Annotated in this window: 17 protein-coding genes; 9 read left to right on the top strand and 8 right to left on the bottom strand. The window is 70.1% G+C overall.

Annotated features, from left to right (window positions below):
* Positions 1 to 54 precede the first annotated feature (54 nt).
* Positions 55 to 798: a class I SAM-dependent methyltransferase gene (locus IE226_RS02815; protein WP_190079295.1), complete on the top strand. Its 744-nt coding sequence runs from the start codon at positions 55 to 57 to the stop codon at positions 796 to 798.
* Complete coding sequence (locus tag IE226_RS02810; protein ID WP_190079294.1) at positions 782 to 1,297, top strand: DinB family protein; 516 nt, start codon at positions 782 to 784, stop codon at positions 1,295 to 1,297. The genes IE226_RS02815 and IE226_RS02810 overlap by 17 nt, the downstream gene beginning before the upstream one ends.
* A 71-nt stretch (positions 1,298 to 1,368) precedes the next feature.
* On the opposite strand, the gene IE226_RS02805 is transcribed toward IE226_RS02810, so the two are convergent.
* Complete coding sequence (locus IE226_RS02805; RefSeq protein WP_190079293.1) at positions 1,369 to 1,809, bottom strand: BON domain-containing protein; 441 nt, start codon at positions 1,807 to 1,809, stop codon at positions 1,369 to 1,371.
* Between the two features lie 376 nt (positions 1,810 to 2,185).
* On the opposite strand from IE226_RS02805, the gene IE226_RS02800 reads away from it, so the two are divergent.
* Positions 2,186 to 3,061, top strand: a complete 876-nt coding sequence (locus IE226_RS02800) for an ANTAR domain-containing protein (protein ID WP_229870363.1) — start codon at positions 2,186 to 2,188, stop codon at positions 3,059 to 3,061.
* Here IE226_RS02800 and IE226_RS02795 read toward each other — a convergent pair.
* Positions 3,045 to 4,229: an MFS transporter gene (locus tag IE226_RS02795; protein ID WP_229870360.1), complete on the bottom strand. Its 1,185-nt coding sequence runs from the start codon at positions 4,227 to 4,229 to the stop codon at positions 3,045 to 3,047. The genes IE226_RS02800 and IE226_RS02795 overlap by 17 nt on opposite strands.
* Positions 4,230 to 4,469: 240 nt before the next feature.
* Here IE226_RS02795 and IE226_RS02790 point away from each other — a divergent pair, with 240 nt between their 5' ends.
* Entirely contained in the window at positions 4,470 to 4,706 is a 237-nt protein-coding gene (locus tag IE226_RS02790) for a chaplin (RefSeq protein ID WP_190079292.1), read from the top strand.
* Between the two features lie 140 nt (positions 4,707 to 4,846).
* On the opposite strand, the gene IE226_RS02785 is transcribed toward IE226_RS02790, so the two are convergent.
* On the bottom strand, positions 4,847 to 5,731 hold the full coding sequence (locus IE226_RS02785; RefSeq protein WP_190079291.1) for an NAD(P)-dependent oxidoreductase: 885 nt from the start codon (positions 5,729 to 5,731) through the stop codon (positions 4,847 to 4,849).
* Between the two features lie 48 nt (positions 5,732 to 5,779).
* Here IE226_RS02785 and IE226_RS02780 point away from each other — a divergent pair, with 48 nt between their 5' ends.
* Entirely contained in the window at positions 5,780 to 6,187 is a 408-nt protein-coding gene (locus IE226_RS02780) for a MerR family transcriptional regulator (protein WP_190079290.1), read from the top strand.
* 67 nt (positions 6,188 to 6,254) lie between these two features.
* Here the strand turns inward: IE226_RS02780 and IE226_RS02775 are convergent, their stop codons facing one another.
* Both IE226_RS02775 and IE226_RS02770 read right to left on the bottom strand, forming a co-directional pair.
* The gene (locus tag IE226_RS02775) at positions 6,255 to 7,712 is read right to left on the bottom strand and encodes a lipase family protein (RefSeq protein WP_373306853.1); all 1,458 of its coding nucleotides are present in this window, start codon (positions 7,710 to 7,712) and stop codon (positions 6,255 to 6,257) included.
* A 21-nt stretch (positions 7,713 to 7,733) separates the two neighbouring features.
* A complete protein-coding gene (locus IE226_RS02770) occupies positions 7,734 to 9,335 on the bottom strand; it encodes a GMC oxidoreductase (protein ID WP_190079289.1) in 1,602 nt (533 codons plus the stop codon).
* A 262-nt stretch (positions 9,336 to 9,597) separates the two neighbouring features.
* Here IE226_RS02770 and IE226_RS02765 point away from each other — a divergent pair, with 262 nt between their 5' ends.
* Complete coding sequence (locus IE226_RS02765) at positions 9,598 to 10,245, top strand: TetR/AcrR family transcriptional regulator (protein ID WP_190079288.1); 648 nt, start codon at positions 9,598 to 9,600, stop codon at positions 10,243 to 10,245.
* A gap of 72 nt (positions 10,246 to 10,317) precedes the next feature.
* On the opposite strand, the gene IE226_RS02760 is transcribed toward IE226_RS02765, so the two are convergent.
* Positions 10,318 to 11,280, bottom strand: a complete 963-nt coding sequence (locus IE226_RS02760) for an alpha/beta hydrolase family protein (protein WP_373306851.1) — start codon at positions 11,278 to 11,280, stop codon at positions 10,318 to 10,320.
* A gap of 218 nt (positions 11,281 to 11,498) precedes the next feature.
* Here IE226_RS02760 and IE226_RS02755 point away from each other — a divergent pair, with 218 nt between their 5' ends.
* Both IE226_RS02755 and IE226_RS02750 read left to right on the top strand, forming a co-directional pair.
* Complete coding sequence (locus IE226_RS02755; protein ID WP_190079287.1) at positions 11,499 to 12,098, top strand: TetR/AcrR family transcriptional regulator; 600 nt, start codon at positions 11,499 to 11,501, stop codon at positions 12,096 to 12,098.
* Between the two features lie 157 nt (positions 12,099 to 12,255).
* A complete protein-coding gene (locus tag IE226_RS02750) occupies positions 12,256 to 12,873 on the top strand; it encodes an SUKH-4 family immunity protein (RefSeq protein ID WP_190079286.1) in 618 nt (205 codons plus the stop codon).
* Here the strand turns inward: IE226_RS02750 and IE226_RS02745 are convergent.
* Together IE226_RS02745 and IE226_RS02740 are read right to left on the bottom strand one after the other, a co-directional pair.
* Positions 12,864 to 13,808, bottom strand: coding sequence for a Vgb family protein (locus IE226_RS02745; protein ID WP_373306866.1), 945 nt, complete (start codon positions 13,806 to 13,808; stop codon positions 12,864 to 12,866). The two genes, IE226_RS02750 and IE226_RS02745, sit on opposite strands and share 10 nt — an antisense overlap.
* 5 nt (positions 13,809 to 13,813) lie before the next feature.
* The gene (locus tag IE226_RS02740; protein ID WP_190079284.1) at positions 13,814 to 14,470 is read right to left on the bottom strand and encodes a CatB-related O-acetyltransferase; all 657 of its coding nucleotides are present in this window, start codon (positions 14,468 to 14,470) and stop codon (positions 13,814 to 13,816) included.
* Positions 14,471 to 14,680: 210 nt separating this feature from the next.
* Between IE226_RS02740 and IE226_RS02735 the strand changes: the two genes are divergently transcribed.
* Positions 14,681 to 15,628 (top strand): LysR family transcriptional regulator, encoded by a 948-nt coding sequence (locus tag IE226_RS02735; RefSeq protein WP_190079283.1) that lies wholly within the window; start codon positions 14,681 to 14,683, stop codon positions 15,626 to 15,628.
* Positions 15,629 to 16,089: the final 461 nt, after the last annotated feature.

Below are 16,089 nucleotides of genomic sequence, written 5' to 3'. Positions count from 1 at the left end.
CGTCGGATCGGATCAGACCCGGCGGCCCGCAGGTCAACGAAGGGAACAAGGCACATGGACTCCACCCGACGCCGGCGGCCCGCCACCGAAACCGGAGCGGACACGGACACGGCGGCCCCGGACACCGCGGACAAGGACACGGCGGACAAGGACGCCGAGCTGTTCTGGGAGCGGCACTACCGCGCCCGCCCCGCCACCAGCGCCCGCGTCAACCCGCTGCTCGCCGAGACGGCCGCACCGCTGCATCCCGGCACCGCGCTGGACCTGGGCTGCGGCGCCGGCGGCGACGCCGTCTGGCTCGGCCGGCAGGGCTGGCAGGTCACCGCCGTGGACATCTCCACCACTGCCGTCGAACGCCTACGGGAACGCGCCCGCGATCTCGGCATCGCCGACCGAGTCGCCGCCGAGCGGCACGATCTGGCCGTCAGCTTCCCGGCCGGTCAGTTCGACCTCGTCTCCGCCCAGTACTTCCAGACCCCGTTCGCGCTGCCCCGCAGCCAAGTGCTGCGCACCGCCGCCCGGGCCCTGCGGCCCGGCGGACTCCTGCTGGTCGTCGACCACGGCTCCACCGCGCCCTGGTCATGGAACCAGGACCCCGACATCCACTACCCCACGCCCGCCGAGATCGCCGCCGAACTCGCCCTCGACCCCGCGCACTGGTCCGTCCTGCGCGCCGACATGCCCCACCGCCGGGCCACAGGACCCGCCGGTGAAACGGCCACCGTCATCGACAACGTCCTGCTCGTCCAGCGCGCGCAGCCCACCGGAAGGGAGCAGGTCGATGCCGGCCGGCCGTAACCGTACGCAGGACACCCGGCCCCGGACCAAGGACACCGGTCCGCCCCCGGCCGGCGCCGACGAGAAGGCCACTCTGCGGGGCTTCCTCGACTATCTGCGGGACTCGATCGCGGACAAGGTCGCGGGCGCGCCGGAACCGCAGGTGCGAACAGCCGGAGTGGACTCGGGCACCAACCTCCTCGGCCTGCTCAAGCATCTGACGTACGTCGAACGGTTCTACTTCCTGGGTGAGGATGCCGGAGACTGGCGTGCCACGATGCGGCCGTCCGCGCGGGACACCGTCGACAGCGTGCTCGCCGGCTACCGCGACACCGTCGAGCGGGCGAACCAAGTCATCGACGCCTGCCCGGACTTGACGCTTGCCGCTCCGCGCGCACCGCATCGGGGGCCGGCACCTTCGATGCGCTGGGTTCTGGTGCACATGATCGAGGAAACCGGTCGGCACGCGGGTCACGCCGACATCCTCCGCGAGCAGATCGACGGCTCCACCGGCCGCTGACCGGCGTACAGCGCGTCCGTCCGCGGCCCGTGCACCATGCGTGACCTGAATGCGTATGTGATCGACATCATCTACTTGGCCGGGGCGCGCAGGACCAGACCGGCGTAGATCTCGTTCGCGTCGGTCAGGACGGGGTGGTTCGCGGTCAGGAGCCGCCCGGCGGCGGCAGGGTCGCCGTAGACGCGCAAAGCCACGTCGCCGAGCGTTTCGCTTTCGTGGACGGTGACGAAGCGCGGGGCAAGACCCTCCTGCCCGGCTGCCACCCGGTCCTCGACCTCCGCCACGCCGACCACGTTGCCCAGCGCGAGCAGGATCTTCTCCTTCTGCTCCTGCATGGCGGCGTCACCAGATACGGTGACCTCGGACCCCTCGACGCTCACCCGGAAGTGGTCATGCGTCAGTCCCAGGTCCTCCAGGCGCCCCTTGAGCTGGGCTGCCGCCTTGTCCGGCTCGTCCGACAGGGGAACCTCGAACCGGTGACCCGCTCCCGGCGTGAAGCTGTACCTCGCCATGTGTCCTCCAAAGTCGCGCCGCGAGGCGACCTCAGAGCCGTCCTCGTGCTTCTCTCTCCTTCTTCCTCTCCCCTGCCTACCCCGCACAAGAGACACCTCTCGCCCCGATGTCACGTGAGTCAGAAGTGTGACCGGGTACTCACCGGGCGGCGATCCGCCTCGCGCAGGCCTGCCTCCGCTTCCTTCGGGTCGGACTTTCAGGGGGGTCATCACATCGTGAACACGTCGGGTTAAGGTCAGCATGAGTGAGAGCAGTGGGCCATCCGGCGAGCCGGGCCGGGCATGGCCGACAGCGGCGTCGCGGCGTCGAAGTCACTGCTAAGGGGTCGATGAGAAAGACGGTGTGGGTGCAGACATGGGAGACAACGTGACGAGCATGCCTTCTGCATCCTCGCCCGACGATCGGCCTTCGTCCCGGCAGCCCCTCTCCCCTGCTGACGAGACGGCACGGTGGCAGGAAACGGCCGAGCGGCTGCGCGACCAGGTGACCATGCTTGAGGTCCGGGCGCGTGCACGCCCCCGAGTCGCCCTGGCGGAAGGCATCTTGGTCGAGCGATATCGCCTGGCGAACGCCGAGGCGGCTTTCTCGCTGATGCGCCAGGCGTCCCAGCGGGCCAACATCAAGCTGCACCAACTGGCCGCAGCGGTGGCCCGGACTCCGGGACCGGGGCCGGGCGCCCGGGTGTGGCTCAGCGGGCGGGCGCAGCATCCGATACCCGACCTGGCGGCGCTCGGGGCCGGCACGCTCAACGCGGCCAACCAGGGCGAGATCCTGGGCGCCGCCCTGCATCACGTACTGGATGTCACCGGTACGGACATGGGCAACGTGCAGCTGGTCGAGGACGGCGTCCTGCGCATGGCCAAGCATGCCGGTCTGTCGCGGCAGTTCACCGACTACTTCGCCTTTGTCGACGGAAACACCTCGTGCGCGCGCGCTGCCGCCGCCCGGCATCAGGTCACCGTCAAGGAAGTGGCATCAGCGGCCGGCTTCGACGACGACACACGCCGCGTGATCCTCTCGGCCGGCAGCCGCGCCTGTCACAGCATCCCGCTCGTCGACGAGCAGGACTCCGTCCTCGGTGTCATCTCCTCCCACCACGCCCGCCCGTTGCTCGGCTTCACCCAGGCGCAGCTCAAGGCCCTGGACGCCACCAGCCGCACCCTCGGCAACTGGATCAAGTGGCATCAGGCCACCGTCCTCCTCGACGCCCTGGAAGACCTGCACCAACTGGCCCTCAGCGCTCCCCGGTAGCGGTTGCGGCTCCGGTTTCCTGCCGGGACCGGGTGCGCGTTCCCCAGCGTTCGAGTGAGGGGCCCACGGCGCCCACAGCGGCGAAGAAGGCGCCCAGGAGGAGCCAGCCGGCCGTGCCGAGGCCGAGGACGACGGTGGTGAGGATCGCGGGGGCGAGCGCCTGGCCCGCGCTGAACCCAAGCCCGAGAAGCCCCTGATACTGCCCCTGGGCGTGGTCTGGTGCCAGACCGAAGCCGAGGGCGAAACCGGCCGAGGACTCCCAGATCTCGCCCAGGCTGTGCACGAAGATCGCTGCGACCACGAGGCCGGCGGCCGCCCACACCGGGGCGTGCGCGCTCAGCGCCATCATCGGACAGCTGAGGAGGAAGAGCAGCCCGGCCGTACGGAACGCCCTGCCGCCCGCACGGGGAGTTTCGATGCGGGATCCGATTCTGGTCTGCAACAGGACGCAGACTCCGGAATTGATCGCGGATACCGCGGCCACGGTCCAGCGTGGCGCGTCGGTGTGCTCCGAGATCCAGATCGGAAGGAGCAGGGACACCACCGGGTATTGCAGTCCCATCGCGCCGAAGAGGGCCGTGAAGGTCACGAACGGACGGTCGGTGAGAGCGATCCAGCGGCGCTGCGGCGGTGGCGCGAGGGCCCGGTAGTCGGGAAGCAGGAGCAGGAGGAGCGCGCACAGTGCGAAGCTGGCCGCGTTGCCGAGGATCAGCAGGACGTAGGCGGTGCGGGTATCGACCGCTACCGCGAATCCGGCGCCCACGGTGCCGAGGACGACGCCCAGATTGACATAGGTCCGCAGCTTTGCCCTGAACAGCGCCGGGCGGTCGGTGCCGACCCGGACCACGAGGGCGCCCCAGGCCGCGCCGCCCGCGGCCGCGGCCAGTTGGTCGACGGCGGCGATGGCCGCGAGGGCTGCCCAGCTCTCGACGATCATGAGAGCGGACATCGCCGCCGCCTGAATCGCCAGAGCGAGCATCATGACCGTACGCGGCCCGCGCCGGTCGGCCAGGTGGCCGCCCGGTATCCCCGCGAGCAGGCCGATCAGACCGGCGATGGTGAGTGCGGCACCCACCTGCACCGGCGGCAGCCCCACGACCAAGGTGAAGTAGAGCGCCGCCGCCGAGTTGAACAGACCGTTGCCGACCCGGTTCACGAAACTGGCCACGATCAGAACGCGCTCTGATCTGTTGGCCCCCGTTATCCGCCCCGTACGGCCGGACGATCTCCCCTTGATCACGGCCGCAGGCTAACAGCAGCCACTCGCGCCATCGGTGGTGCGCCGGGTGGCCCATGGCCGCGTGGTCTGAGCGGGTGATGCGGCTGGTTCCTTCGGGGCACGGATGTTATGGCGGTCACCGGCCGGAGAACGAGTTGAGTGTTCGCCTCCACCTGAAGGAGCACAACCATGCGTGTTCGTACTGCTTTTGCCGCCGCTGCTCTGGCCGCCACCGCCCTTCTCGGCGGCGCCGGTGCCGCCGCTGCCGACTCCGGCGCGGAAGGCGGCGCAGTCAAGTCCCCCGGCGTCCTGTCCGGAAACGTTGTCCAGGTCCCCGTACACGTCCCGGTCAACGCCTGCGGCCTGAGTGTGAACGTCGTCGGACTGCTCAACCCGGCGCAGGGCAACGCCTGCGCCAACAAGTAACCCAGCGCATCGGATCGCACGGAGCGCCGGTTCCCTGCGGTCGGACCGGGCACGCCGCTCTTCCTTTCGGGCGGCGTGCCCGGCTTCGTATGTGCCCGGCCGGGAGCGCCCTGCGTGCACCGGCGGGCAGGAGGATGCGGTCAGGCCCCGTGCGGCTTGGCGAACTCCTCGATCAGTACGGGGTATTGCTCCCCGCCGTGTCCGGCCGCGACCGCGCGGTCGGCCATCGCCTTGATCAGCTTGGGCAGTTCGGCGTTGACACCCACCGCCTCGCTCTCCTCGATCAGGTGGGCCATCGCCTGAACGTCGGTCTCCAGGGCCGACACCTCCGCCGGGAATGCGCCCCTGTCGATCTGCTCGGCGTACCCGGGCAGCCACTCGGCCACCCCGGCGGCGATCTGCCGCGCGAACGGCGCATACGTGGCCGCGTCGACGCCGGCCGTCTTGAGCAGCGCAGTTCCCTGGAGCCAGGCATTCAGCACGCTCCACATCATGGCAAGACCCGCCACGTCGTACAGGGACGCGAGGCCGTGGTCGGCGCCGAGGTAGCTGACGGTGCCGAGCGCGTCGAGCACGGGCCGGTGTGCCTCGAAGTCCGCCTGGGGCCCGCTGTGCAGAATTACCGCCTCGTCGGTGCCGATCGCCGGCGGGATGGCCATGATGGCGCCGTCCAGGTACCGGGCGCCGCGCCCTTCGGCCCATCGGGCGGCCTCGCGGGCCTGCGCCGAGTCGCCGGACGTCAGGTTGATCAACGTCGTGCCGTTCAGGGAGATGTCGTTCCCGCCGAGCAGTTGGCGCATGGCCGTGTAGTCGGTGACGCAGATGACGGTCAGGGGACTCGCCTTGAGCGCGTCGTCGACGGTCGGCGCCGACTGTGCGCCTGCGGCTGCCAGTTGGGCCGCCTTGGAGGCGGTACGGTTCCACACGGTGGTGGGATGGCCCGCCTTCAGGAACGCGCCGGCGAGTGCCTGGCCCATCCGTCCCAGTCCGATGACGGTCACGGGTGTATCGGTTTTGATGTCCATGGCAGCATCGTCAACGTTCATACCGGTATGAAGGTCAAGTGAGGTTCGATGCGGATCGGGGAACTGAGTCGTCGCACGGGCGTCAACGCCCATCAGTTGCGTTACTACGAGGCCCAGGGCTTGCTGGAGGCGGAGCGCAGGGCGAACGGATACCGCGAGTACGACGAGGACGCCGTCCTGCGGGTGAAGCAGATCCGCCATCTTCTCGGTGCCGGCCTGTCCTCCGAGGACATCGCCTACGTGCTGCCCTGCGCGGTCGGAGAGACCCCGGAGCTGCCCGGTTGTCATGAGTTGCTGTCCGCGATGCGCTCCCGGTTGCGGCGTCTCGAGGAGCAGATGGACAAGATCGCCCGGTCCCGCGACGCACTGGTCGTCTACATCGACGCGGCCGAGCGCACGGGCAGTGCGGGATATCCGCCCTTCGAGGAGGCCGGCCAGGAGTGCGTTCCCGTCTGAGCGGCGCGAGCGGCGCGCCCGCCCGCGGCCGAGCGAAGCCGCGGGCGGGACAGAGCAGGGCCGGATGTCAGGGCTGGAGGGGCATCTTCCAGCACTTGGAGGCGGCCGGCTTGCCCGCGAGCCGGTCGGTCAGCCAGGAGACGGCATCGCCCTGGTCGGTGATGAGGGGCACCAGGTGGTTGGTGAGGATCTTGTCGCCGAGGTTCGGCAGCGCGAGCGCCTCGTAGGTGACGTTGGCGCCCTTGTCGCACCAGTCCTCGGCCAGTTGCCGGGCCTGCGTGTGCGGGACGATGTCGTCGTGGACGCCGGTCGCAAGACGCACCGGACCGCTGGGCTTGAGCCTGCCGATGCGCTGCTTGTCCAGGGCGGCCCGCGCTCGCGGATCGGCGGCGATGATGTCTCCTATGGACTTGCCGTCCTTGGTCCATTTGTTGCTCTTGGTGAAGCCGTAGCCGAAGAGCGCGTCACCGACACACATGGTCGAGGCGTCTTTCAGGGCCGCCTTCCCCGTATCGCTGATGTGCGCGTCGACGACCGCGCGCAGGTCGGGGTCGGACTGGGCGAAGCCGTTGATCGACCAGGCGAGGGCGCCGGCCAGCGCACTGCCGTCGATGCCCTTCATGACCGACGTCAGATCCGCCGGGGGTGCGCCGGAGTAGGTGCCGGCGAGTTTGATGTCCGGCGCGTAGGTGGACTGGAGTTCGGCGGCCGCCGCGCTGGCACCGCCGCCCTGGCTGTAGCCGTACAGACCGGTGCGGGACTCGGCTGTGACCGAGGCTCCCGGCACGGCGCGGGCCGCGCGGGCCGCGTCCAGCAGGGCGTGCCCCTGGTCGAGGCGGTTGACGTAGGTGTGCAGGCGGTCGGTGGCGCCGAGGCCGACATAGTCGGTCAGGACGACGGCTGCCCCGCTGGCCAGGATGCGGTAGATGGCCAGCGCCTCGTAGCCGACCGACACCGTTTCGCCGTTGAGGGTCAGCGGGTGCTGCAGGGCGAAGGAGGGGGCGCACTGGTCTCCCTGGCCCATGGTGCCCGAGGCCACCGCCACCAGCGGGCGCGGGCCCGGTTTCGTCCAGGCGGCCGAGGGCTCGATGTAGGCGCCGGTCACCGCGACGGGCTTGCCTGCCGAGTCGGTGGACTTGTACATCAGGCGGCTCGCGGTCCCCGGCAGGGGGCGGCCGTCCAGGCCGGGGATGCTCAGCCCGAGCGGCATGGTTTCGGTGCGGATCAACGCGCCGTTCTCGGCGGGCAGTTCGGCGGGCGGGTTGTAGAAGGCGGGGATGGTGACCCCGCGGGAGACGACGGGCTGTCCGTCGGCCGCGGCGGCTGATGGGGTCGATGCAGCCGTGGTGGCCGATGCCGCCGATGTGCCGGCAAGGCCCACGCAGACGGTGCCGGCGACGACGCCGGCCATCAGGCGCCGGCGGGCCGGGGCGGCGCGGCGGGCGCTCGACTCCGGTGCGGTCACGGCCGGTTGGGGCGAACGGGCGGGCAGGACAGAACGCGAAGGAAGTCTCTTGCGGCTCATGGTGTGCTCCTCGCTCGTGATTCAGATGATCGTGTCGATGTCGCGGGCGGTGATGGCGTCCAGCGCCCGTTCGGCCACGGCGGCGATGGTCATGGACGGGTTGCAGGCGCCCGTCGTGCCCGGGATCAGCGCGCCGTCGAGGACGTAGAGGCCGCGTTGTCCGCGCACGCGCCCGTCGAGGTCGCACACGGCGCCCATCGCTGCCCCGCCCAGTGGGTGCCAGGTGCTGTTGACCAGGGAGTTGGTGTCCGTGAGGACGCCGAGCCCCCGGGAGACCGCCGTGACCCGCCGGTGGATGTGCCGGTGGCTCGCGGCGTCGCCGTTCCGGGGCCAGTGCAGCGAGACGGAGTCGGTTGCGGCGTCGTATCGGAGGCGGCCGCGATCGGGGCTGACCCCGAAGCCGACCAGCATGGTCGTCCGGGTGTCCGGGCCCAGCGGCGGCAGGGACGCCTGGATGATCGTGTTCGCGGTGGCCGGGTCGTCCCACGCTTTGCTGCCGAAGACCACCGGTCCGCCCTGCTCGGCCCCGAAGTCCTCCCGCAGGTTCGTCCAGGCGTAGATGCGGTCGCCGTTGGTGCCCCAGCCTTCGCCGATGCCGTCGGGGAGATCGGGGATGGCGCCGGTGGCCGCCGCGCGGACGAGGAGCTTGCTGGTGTTGACGCTGCCGGCCGCCATGATCAGGGCGCGGGTCGAGAGGATCTTCTGCTCGAGGACATCTCCCGCGTCGTCGGTGCGGTCCACCCGCACCTCCCAGCGGCCGTCGCCGGTCCGCGCCACGGACGTGACGTTGTGGTGGGTGGCGACGGTGACCCTGCCGGTGGCCTCGGCCTGCCGCAGGTAGGTCACGTCGACGGAGTGCTTGCCGCCGTTGTTGACTCCGAGGGCGCAGTCGCCGTTGGTGTACGACGGCTTCATCTCGCCGCGCAGTTCGGCCAGGGCGTAGTCCCAGTCGATCGGCATGGGGATCTTCTCCAGGCCGTACCCTGCCTTGCGCACCCGCTCGGCGAACACCCGGGCCGCCGCGTAGGTGGGTGAGGCGACCAGCTCCGCGGGCGCCGTGGCCACGCGGAGCATCTTGGCGACCCGCGGGTAGTGGATCTGGTCCATGCGCCGGTAGTCGAGCTCTTCGGGCAGCCAGGTGTTGAACACGGCCTCGGAGGGCTGGAGCGTCATCCCCTGGTAGACGAGCGATCCGCCGCCGACTCCGGCCGCGCAGACGCTCAGGATGTTCTCGCCGAGTACGGGTTCCAGGAGTCCGGTGTAGGGCGCGAAGTTCAGCGGGGTGCCGAGGAGTTTGGCGAGCGGTCTGACCGCTGCGGGGATGGTGCCGTACCAGAGCATCCGTTTGTCGAGGTCCGAGACGCGGGGGAAGGTCTCCGCGTTCGGGCCCGTCGGCCAGCGCCGGCCGCGTTCGAGGACGGTCACCGCAACGCCGGCCTGTGCCAGGCGGAGCGCGGCCACGCCGCCTCCGAAGCCGGATCCGATGATGACGGCCCGGTGTTCCTCTCTGGTCAGCCGTACGCGGGCGGGCGCGGCAGAGACGGTTGCCGGTGGTGTGAGGACGCCGGCGGCAGCGAGTCCGGCGGCGCCGGTGAGCAGAGCGCGTCTGCTGGGCGGGGGCATGATGCGGCTCCTTGGCGGGGTGCGGATGCGGGGTACGGTGCTGAGGGGGCGCTTTATCCGTGCTTGAGCAGAGGCCGCCATGTTTTTGTCATGGGCATGACAGTGCAGGCCAACGCGGGTTACCCGCTGGTCACTTACGGGAGAATAGGGCTGCGTGTCAGTCTGTGACAAGACGTCTGTGTGCGTCATCTGACCGTCTGCACAAGCCCAGTTGGCGGCTCGCTATGCTGCCGTGATCGAGACGGAGGGCGGTGGAGCGAGAGTGCGCGAGGCGCCATCCACGGAACGAGGACAGCCGGCGGATACGACCGCCAGGCCGTCGCTCGTCCAGCGGCGGAAGGCCGCCCTCCGCCACGAGATAGCCCGCGAGGCGGTCCGCCTCTTCACCACACAGGGCGTCACCGCTACGACAGGCGACCAGATCGCCCAAGCAGTGGGGATCTCCGCACGCACGATGTGGCGCCACTTCCCCACCAAGGAAAGCTGCGTGCTGCCCCTCCTGTCGGCAGGGCTCGACTTCGTCATGGACGAACTGCGCCACTGGCCGGCGGATATGCCCTTGCTCGACTTCTTCACCGAGACCAGCAGCATCGGCGAACTGCCCGCGGACACCCCCGTCATACTCGATTTGATCCGCATGACGTCCACCGACCCGGCACTGCGCTCCGTGTGGCTCCAGGCCCACGACGACGCCCTGCCGGTCCTTGCGGGACTCCTCGCCCGGCGCTCCGGCAGCCAGGCCGACGAACTGAGGGTGAAGGTGCACGCGGCAGCCCTCAACGGCGCGCTGCGCGCGGCGGCGGAGGACTTCGCCCAGCGGTACGCGCACGACCCCGGGGCCTCCGGAGCGGAGATCACCGCGTGCCTTCTCGCTGCCCTGCGTGCGGCGTCGGAGGGTTTGCCGTACTGAGGCGGCCCGGAGCCGGTGGCGCCGAGCGCCTTCCCGCCCCGGGCCCACCCCGGAGACCCCGCCGGTCCGGGGCTACTTGGACTCGATCCGCCCGAACGCGTCGGGTCCGGTGGCCAGCGCGTCACTGGCCTCTTGCCAGGCGTTGTCGCCCGGTCGGAACTGGGTGCGCAGGTAAGCCGCAGAGAGCTCGCCGAGCGCGGCGACCCGCCCGGGGTTCTCGTCGGTGGTCTCGGCGGCGTCGTATCCGCTGATCCCGCCGAGTCCGTGCTCCGCGCCGAACAGGGTGAGCAGTGTCTTGCTGCCGGGAGCGAGGTGGTAGGGGTCGGCGTGCCACTCCGGGCCCATCTCCGTGAAGTGGCGGGAGTCGTCCTTCTCCCCGGCGACCACCAGCGCGGGCGTGGTCATGGTGGAGTAGTCCATGCTCCGGAAGATCGGCACCTGCTGGGCCATCACCCCGGTCAGGATGTCCCCTCCCCTGCCGGGGGCGGCCAGCAGCACCCCCTGCTTGATCCGCGGTTCGGTGAGATCTGCCTCCTGTCCGTTCTCGGGGTCGGTGACCCGGGCGCCCAGCAGGAGGGCGGCGGTGAAGCCGCCGAGGGAGTGTCCGGCCACCGCGATGCTCTCGCGGTCCATGCGCCCGGCGAGCCGCGGCACGGCGGTCTCGATCTCGTCGAGCCGGTCGATGACGTGCGTCATGTCCTCGGCGCGCGAGCGCCAGAACATGGGCCCCTCGGCAGCGTCCGCGTGCAGGTGGCTGAGCGTCTTGGAGCTGAGATGGGTGGGCTGGATGACGACGAAGCCGCGGGCCGCCCACAGGTTGGCGAGCGGTGCGTAGCCGTTGAGCGAGGAGAGGTTGTTCGAGTTGCCGTGCCCGTGCGAGAGGAGGATGACCGGCAGATCGGTTCCCGACGCGGGCAGGGTGACGCGTATCTGCAGGTCAGCGGGGCGTCCGGCCACGGTAAGGACCACCGGACCGTACGAGAGCACGGGGGTGGGCGGGAGAGCGGCGTCGGTCATGAAAGTCGATGCACTCACGATGAGATTTTCCCTTCGGTATTCCCTGCGAGGACTCGGCCGCAGCCCGCGCCGCGACGGAGGGCGGGCGGGTGCGTGAGGCAGGGAGGAAGCGCCGGTGTCGGCTAGACTGAACCGGAACGTTGCTCCACTTACGATACGGAACAGCGTTCCGTTTTACCAGCGGAACACGGCTCCGTCTTGTCGGCGATCAGGAAGACCAGGAGAAGGAGAGCGCAGTGCCCACTGCAGGCCAGTCCGGAGAGGTGCCGGCTCCGAGCAAACGGGCCGACGCGGTACGCAACCAGCAGAAGCTGCTTGCCGCCGCCGCCGAGGTGTTCACCACCTCCGGCGTCGATGCGCCGATCCGCGAGATCGCGGCCAGGGCGGGCGTCGGGATGGGCACGATCTACCGCCACTTCCCCACCCGGGCGGACCTCGTCGTCGCCGTCTTCCGCCACCAGGTCGAGGCGTGCGCCGAAGCCGGCCCGCGCCTGCTGGCCGAGGCCGACTCGCCGCTCGCGGCGCTGCGTCAGTGGATCGACGTCTTCGTCGATTTCCTGGTCACCAAGCACGGCCTGGCCAACACGCTGCAGCCGGACAGCAGTGGCTTCACCGCGCTTCACACCTACTTCCTCGACCGCCTGCTGCCCGTGGCCGAGCAACTGCTCGACGCCGCGGCCGCCGCAGGCGAGATCAGACCGGGAACGCAGCCGTACGAGCTGATGCGCGGCATCGGCAACCTCTGTATCGGCCCCGAAAGCGACCCGCGCTACGATCCCCGCCGTCTGGTCGCACTGCTGCTCCGGGGCCTCCAGGAACCCCAGCCGCCGTCCTGAGACCGGCGTCCGCGGTCGTCGGACAGGGCCCCGCGTACAAGGTGCAGTCGCCGGCAGCAGATGACGAATACGTCCGCACCGGGCCCGTGACCGCCTCCGTCCATGAACCAGCCCCACGGCGCCCGCCCGCGGTGCCGACGAATTCGGAGTTCGAGCAGTGCTTTTCGACGTCACCCGCAGCGAACTCGCCGACATCTTCGGCGAGGATCGGCTCACCACCCTGCCGGCCGCCGCCTTCCCGCCCTCCGCCGCGGACAGCGAGGGCGCCCTCCTGTTGCAGACCGTCGGGGCTCCCACCGGGACGCTCCATCTGCGTGAGCCCGACGAGGACTCCGGTCGGCTGCCGCTCGTTCAGGACGTCGTCGACTTCGAGGACTTCGAGGACGCCTCGCAGGACGCGGGCGAATGGCCCGTCATCGGCTGGCTGTTCAACGCTCACCTCGCCCTCGATCTCGGTTCCGGCAAGGTTTACGCCTTTGACGCCGACGAGGGGACCGCGCGGGAACTCCACACGGACGTCTCCTCGCTCGTCCAGGTCACCCTCCGGTTCCAGCGGCTGCTCGAGGAGTTCACCTTCAGCGGTGACGGCAGTGACGAGGACGCCGACTTCGAGCGCCTTGCGAGTGAGGTCGAGCGCATCCGGGAGGAGACGAGCAGCGTGGACCCGCTCCCCTTCCGTGACGACGAGTCCGTCTGGTCCATGGTCGGCGAGGAGATCGCCGCGGGCCAGCGCTTCACCGGCGACAGCCCGGTCGGCCGCTCGCTCTACGGGTGACCGCCTGCCGACGCCTTACCCGGTGCGGGGAGGGCGCGTCGTGGGTCAGACGGCGTTGGCCTCGGGGCGATGCGAGCCAGCGATCCGATCTCCAGGGCGGCCCACAAGGCGCCGTCCGGGCCCGGCGTGATGCCGTGCGGCTCGGAGCCGGGGGTGGGCAGGTCGTGCACGGTGATGGTGCCGTCGGGAGTGATCGAGCCGATGCGGTTGCCGCCCCACTCGGTGAACCACGCCGTGCCGTCGTCGGCGACGGTGATGGCGTGGGGCCGGGCAGTGCGATCAGGCAGCGGATACTCGGTGACCTGCCCGTCCGGGGTGATCCGCCCGATCTGGCCCGCTGCGATCTCGACGAACCACAGCGCCCCGTCGCGCCCCGTGGTGATGCCCACCGGCGCGGCGCCCTCGGTCGGCAGCGGGTGGAGGGTCACGGCTCCGTCCATGTCGATCCGCCCGATGGCGTTCGCCTGGTTGAGGGTGAACCACATCGCGCCGTCACCGCCGGCGGTGATCGCGGAGGGGAATGCGCCCGTGACCGGGAGCGGGAACTCGGTGACCTCACCATCGAGGGTGACGCGACCGACGCGGTCGGCGGTGGTCTCGGTGAACCACAGGGCACCGTCCGGCCCTGCCGCGATACCGAAAGGACCGCAGCCGGAGGTGGGAATCGCGAAGTTGTCGATGACCCCGCCGGTGGTGATCCGCCCGATCCGGTGCGCCTGGTACTGGGTGAACCACAGGGCCTCGTCGGGGCCCGGGGCGATGATGGTCGGCCCGCACGCGGGGTCGAGCTGGTGGCTCGTGACGTCTTTGCCGGGGATCAGGCGGCCGATCCGGCCGCTGTGGACCAGGGTGAACCACAGTGCGCCGTCCGGCCCGGTGGTGATGGCGTAGGGGCCGGCTCCGCTGTCGGCCACAGCGTGCTCGTCGATGGACACTCTGGTCACAGAGTCTTCTCCAGGTCGTGCTGGGCTGCGATGCGTGCGATGTCTGCGGGGGATCCGGCCATGATAGTGCGGGCGTGTTCGGTGACCAGGTCGGTGGGCCAGTCCCACCATGCGGCGCGGAGCAGTCGCTCGACGTCTTCGTCGTTGAACCGGTGCCGGATCGGCCTGGCCGGGTTGCCACCGACGATGGTGTAGGGATGAACGTCGGCGACGACCATGGCGCCGGCCGAGATGATGGCACCGTCGCCGATGCGCACGCCCGGCATGACGGTCGAGTGGTGGCCGAACCAGACATCATTGCCGACGACCGTGTCACCGCGGCTCGGCATGCCCGTGACGATGTCCAGGGTCTCCTCGGCCCAGCGGCCGCCGAACATGGTGAACGGGTAGGTGGACACGCCCATCATCGGATGCTCGCCACCGGCCATCATGAAGCGGGTGCCCGTGGCGATCGCGCCGTATCTGCCGATGATCAGTCGCTCCGGGCCGTACGCGTAGAGGACGTTGCGGTGCTCGAACTCCGTGGCACCGTCGGGGTCGTCGTAGTAGGTGTACTCGCCGACACTGATCTTCGGTGAGGCGACCAGCGGCTTGAGGAACACCACGCGGTCGTGCGCGGGCAGCGGATGAACGGTGGTCGAATCAGGTGCCACGGCGAGGATCCTTTGTGTGAGGCGGCCCGGCCGGTGGACGGAACGAAGGGGGCAGGAGCAGGGGGCGACCGACCGGCGCGGCAGGCGCCGTTCCCGGCCGAGGCGTTGGCGGACCAGTGGGACGAGGCCGAGTCTCGTTTAGGCTGATCGGCCGGAACAACGCCGATTTTCGTAAGGCAGCCATAAGCGGGAGTGATGAATGGGGGCGCCATGGAGCTGCGGGACATCGAGATCCTCTTGACGCTGGCCGAGGAACTGCACTTCGGCCGGACCGCGGAACGGCTGCATCTCTCCCAGGCACGCGTCAGCCAGTCCATCAGCCGGCAGGAGCGCCGCCTGGGCGGGGCCTTGTTCGACCGCAACACCCGCACCGTGACGCTGACGCCGCTGGGCCAGCGGCTGTGCGACGACCTCCGGCCCGGCTACGGATTGATCCGCAGGGCCCTGGCGCACGCCGCGGACACTGCCCGCGGCTGCTCCGGGACCGTGCGGCTGGGGGCCATGGGCGCGCTCCCCGCCGAACTGGCGTGGCTGGTCGAAGAGTTCCGCGCCCGCCATCCCCAGTGCAGCGTGGAGTTCGTGGAGTTCCACTTCAGCGATTCACTCGCCCGGCTGCGGACCGGCGAGGTAGCAGCGCAACTGAGGTGGCTCCCGCTGCCCGACCCCGGGCTCCGGCTCGGGCCCGTCGTACTGACGGAGGGCCGGGTCCTGGCCGTGGCCGCGGACTCCGATCTGGCGTCACGGACTCGCGTGTCACTGGAGGACCTGGCCGGCCGGACCGTCCCGGACCCCGGCACCCGTGCTCCCCGGGAGTGGCTCCGGGCGATGTGTCCGGAGCGGACGCCGGGCGGGCGTCTGATCCACCGGGGCCCGCCGGCCAGGACCTTCCACGAACTTCTGGCCCTGGTCGCCAACGGACGCGTGGTCTGCCCCCTCAACGCCCATGTCCTGCGCTATTACGCCTACCCCGGCGTGGTGCTGATCCCGCTCGAGGACGCGCCGCGCACCGAATGGGCGCTCGTGCTGCCCGATTCCGCTCCCGCGCCTCACGTACAGGCGTTCATCGACACCGCCCGCGAACTCGGGCCGCGCGAGATGGGCGGGGGCGGAACCCGTGAACGACTTCCGGACCGCACCTCAGCGGGCCGGGCGGGCTGACGCCGCGGACAACGCGGAGCGCGTCATTCGGCTTGCCGGCCGGCCCGCTGCTCGGACTTTGCGTTGTCCGGCACCAGCTGCATGCACCACTTGCATTCATCGCCCAAGTGCCCTGCCGCCTCCAGCCAGTATGCGCCGGTGAGGAGTTGTCCTTGCTGGTGCGTAGCCATCTGGCCTTTCGTGTCTTCCATGCCCGGCCCAACGAGGCCTGCGCGCGGGAGTTTTGGGGTCGACAACCCCGCTGACGCGTAAGCCGTCCTTGCGCCTGAAGTTTCCACTCGGGTGTCTTCAGCCGGGAAAGCCGGGGTACAAGGGACGGTTTTGCTCCACTCGTACCCGCCCTCGACCTGGCGCGGACGGAAGGGCGAAGCCTTCCTGGCGGGAATCCGGGGATTATCGGCATTTTCGCCGCTGTCGGCTCGACGAGGTCATTCATAGGCTCGTAGTAACAACCGCCGACA

Origin of the sequence: Streptomyces longisporoflavus (assembly GCF_014649775.1) — a bacterium.
GTDB lineage: Bacteria > Actinomycetota > Actinomycetes > Streptomycetales > Streptomycetaceae > Streptomyces > Streptomyces longisporoflavus.
Note: the sequence above shows the minus strand (reverse complement) of the source record. Positions and strands in the feature narration are given on the sequence as shown.

What these genes read in the sequence shown, in the direction of transcription:
- IE226_RS02815 (WP_190079295.1), top strand. Translation starts at nt 55, where the DNA reads ATGGACTCCACCCGACGCCGGCGGCCCGCCACCGAAACCGGAGCGGAC.
- IE226_RS02810 (WP_190079294.1), top strand. Translation starts at nt 782, where the DNA reads ATGCCGGCCGGCCGTAACCGTACGCAGGACACCCGGCCCCGGACCAAG.
- IE226_RS02805 (WP_190079293.1), bottom strand. Translation starts at nt 1,809, where the DNA reads ATGGCGAGGTACAGCTTCACGCCGGGAGCGGGTCACCGGTTCGAGGTT.
- IE226_RS02800 (WP_229870363.1), top strand. Translation starts at nt 2,186, where the DNA reads ATGCCTTCTGCATCCTCGCCCGACGATCGGCCTTCGTCCCGGCAGCCC.
- IE226_RS02790 (WP_190079292.1), top strand. Translation starts at nt 4,470, where the DNA reads ATGCGTGTTCGTACTGCTTTTGCCGCCGCTGCTCTGGCCGCCACCGCC.
- IE226_RS02785 (WP_190079291.1), bottom strand. Translation starts at nt 5,731, where the DNA reads ATGGACATCAAAACCGATACACCCGTGACCGTCATCGGACTGGGACGG.
- IE226_RS02780 (WP_190079290.1), top strand. Translation starts at nt 5,780, where the DNA reads ATGCGGATCGGGGAACTGAGTCGTCGCACGGGCGTCAACGCCCATCAG.
- IE226_RS02775 (WP_373306853.1), bottom strand. Translation starts at nt 7,712, where the DNA reads ATGAGCCGCAAGAGACTTCCTTCGCGTTCTGTCCTGCCCGCCCGTTCG.
- IE226_RS02770 (WP_190079289.1), bottom strand. Translation starts at nt 9,335, where the DNA reads ATGCCCCCGCCCAGCAGACGCGCTCTGCTCACCGGCGCCGCCGGACTC.
- IE226_RS02735 (WP_190079283.1), top strand. Translation starts at nt 14,681, where the DNA reads ATGGAGCTGCGGGACATCGAGATCCTCTTGACGCTGGCCGAGGAACTG.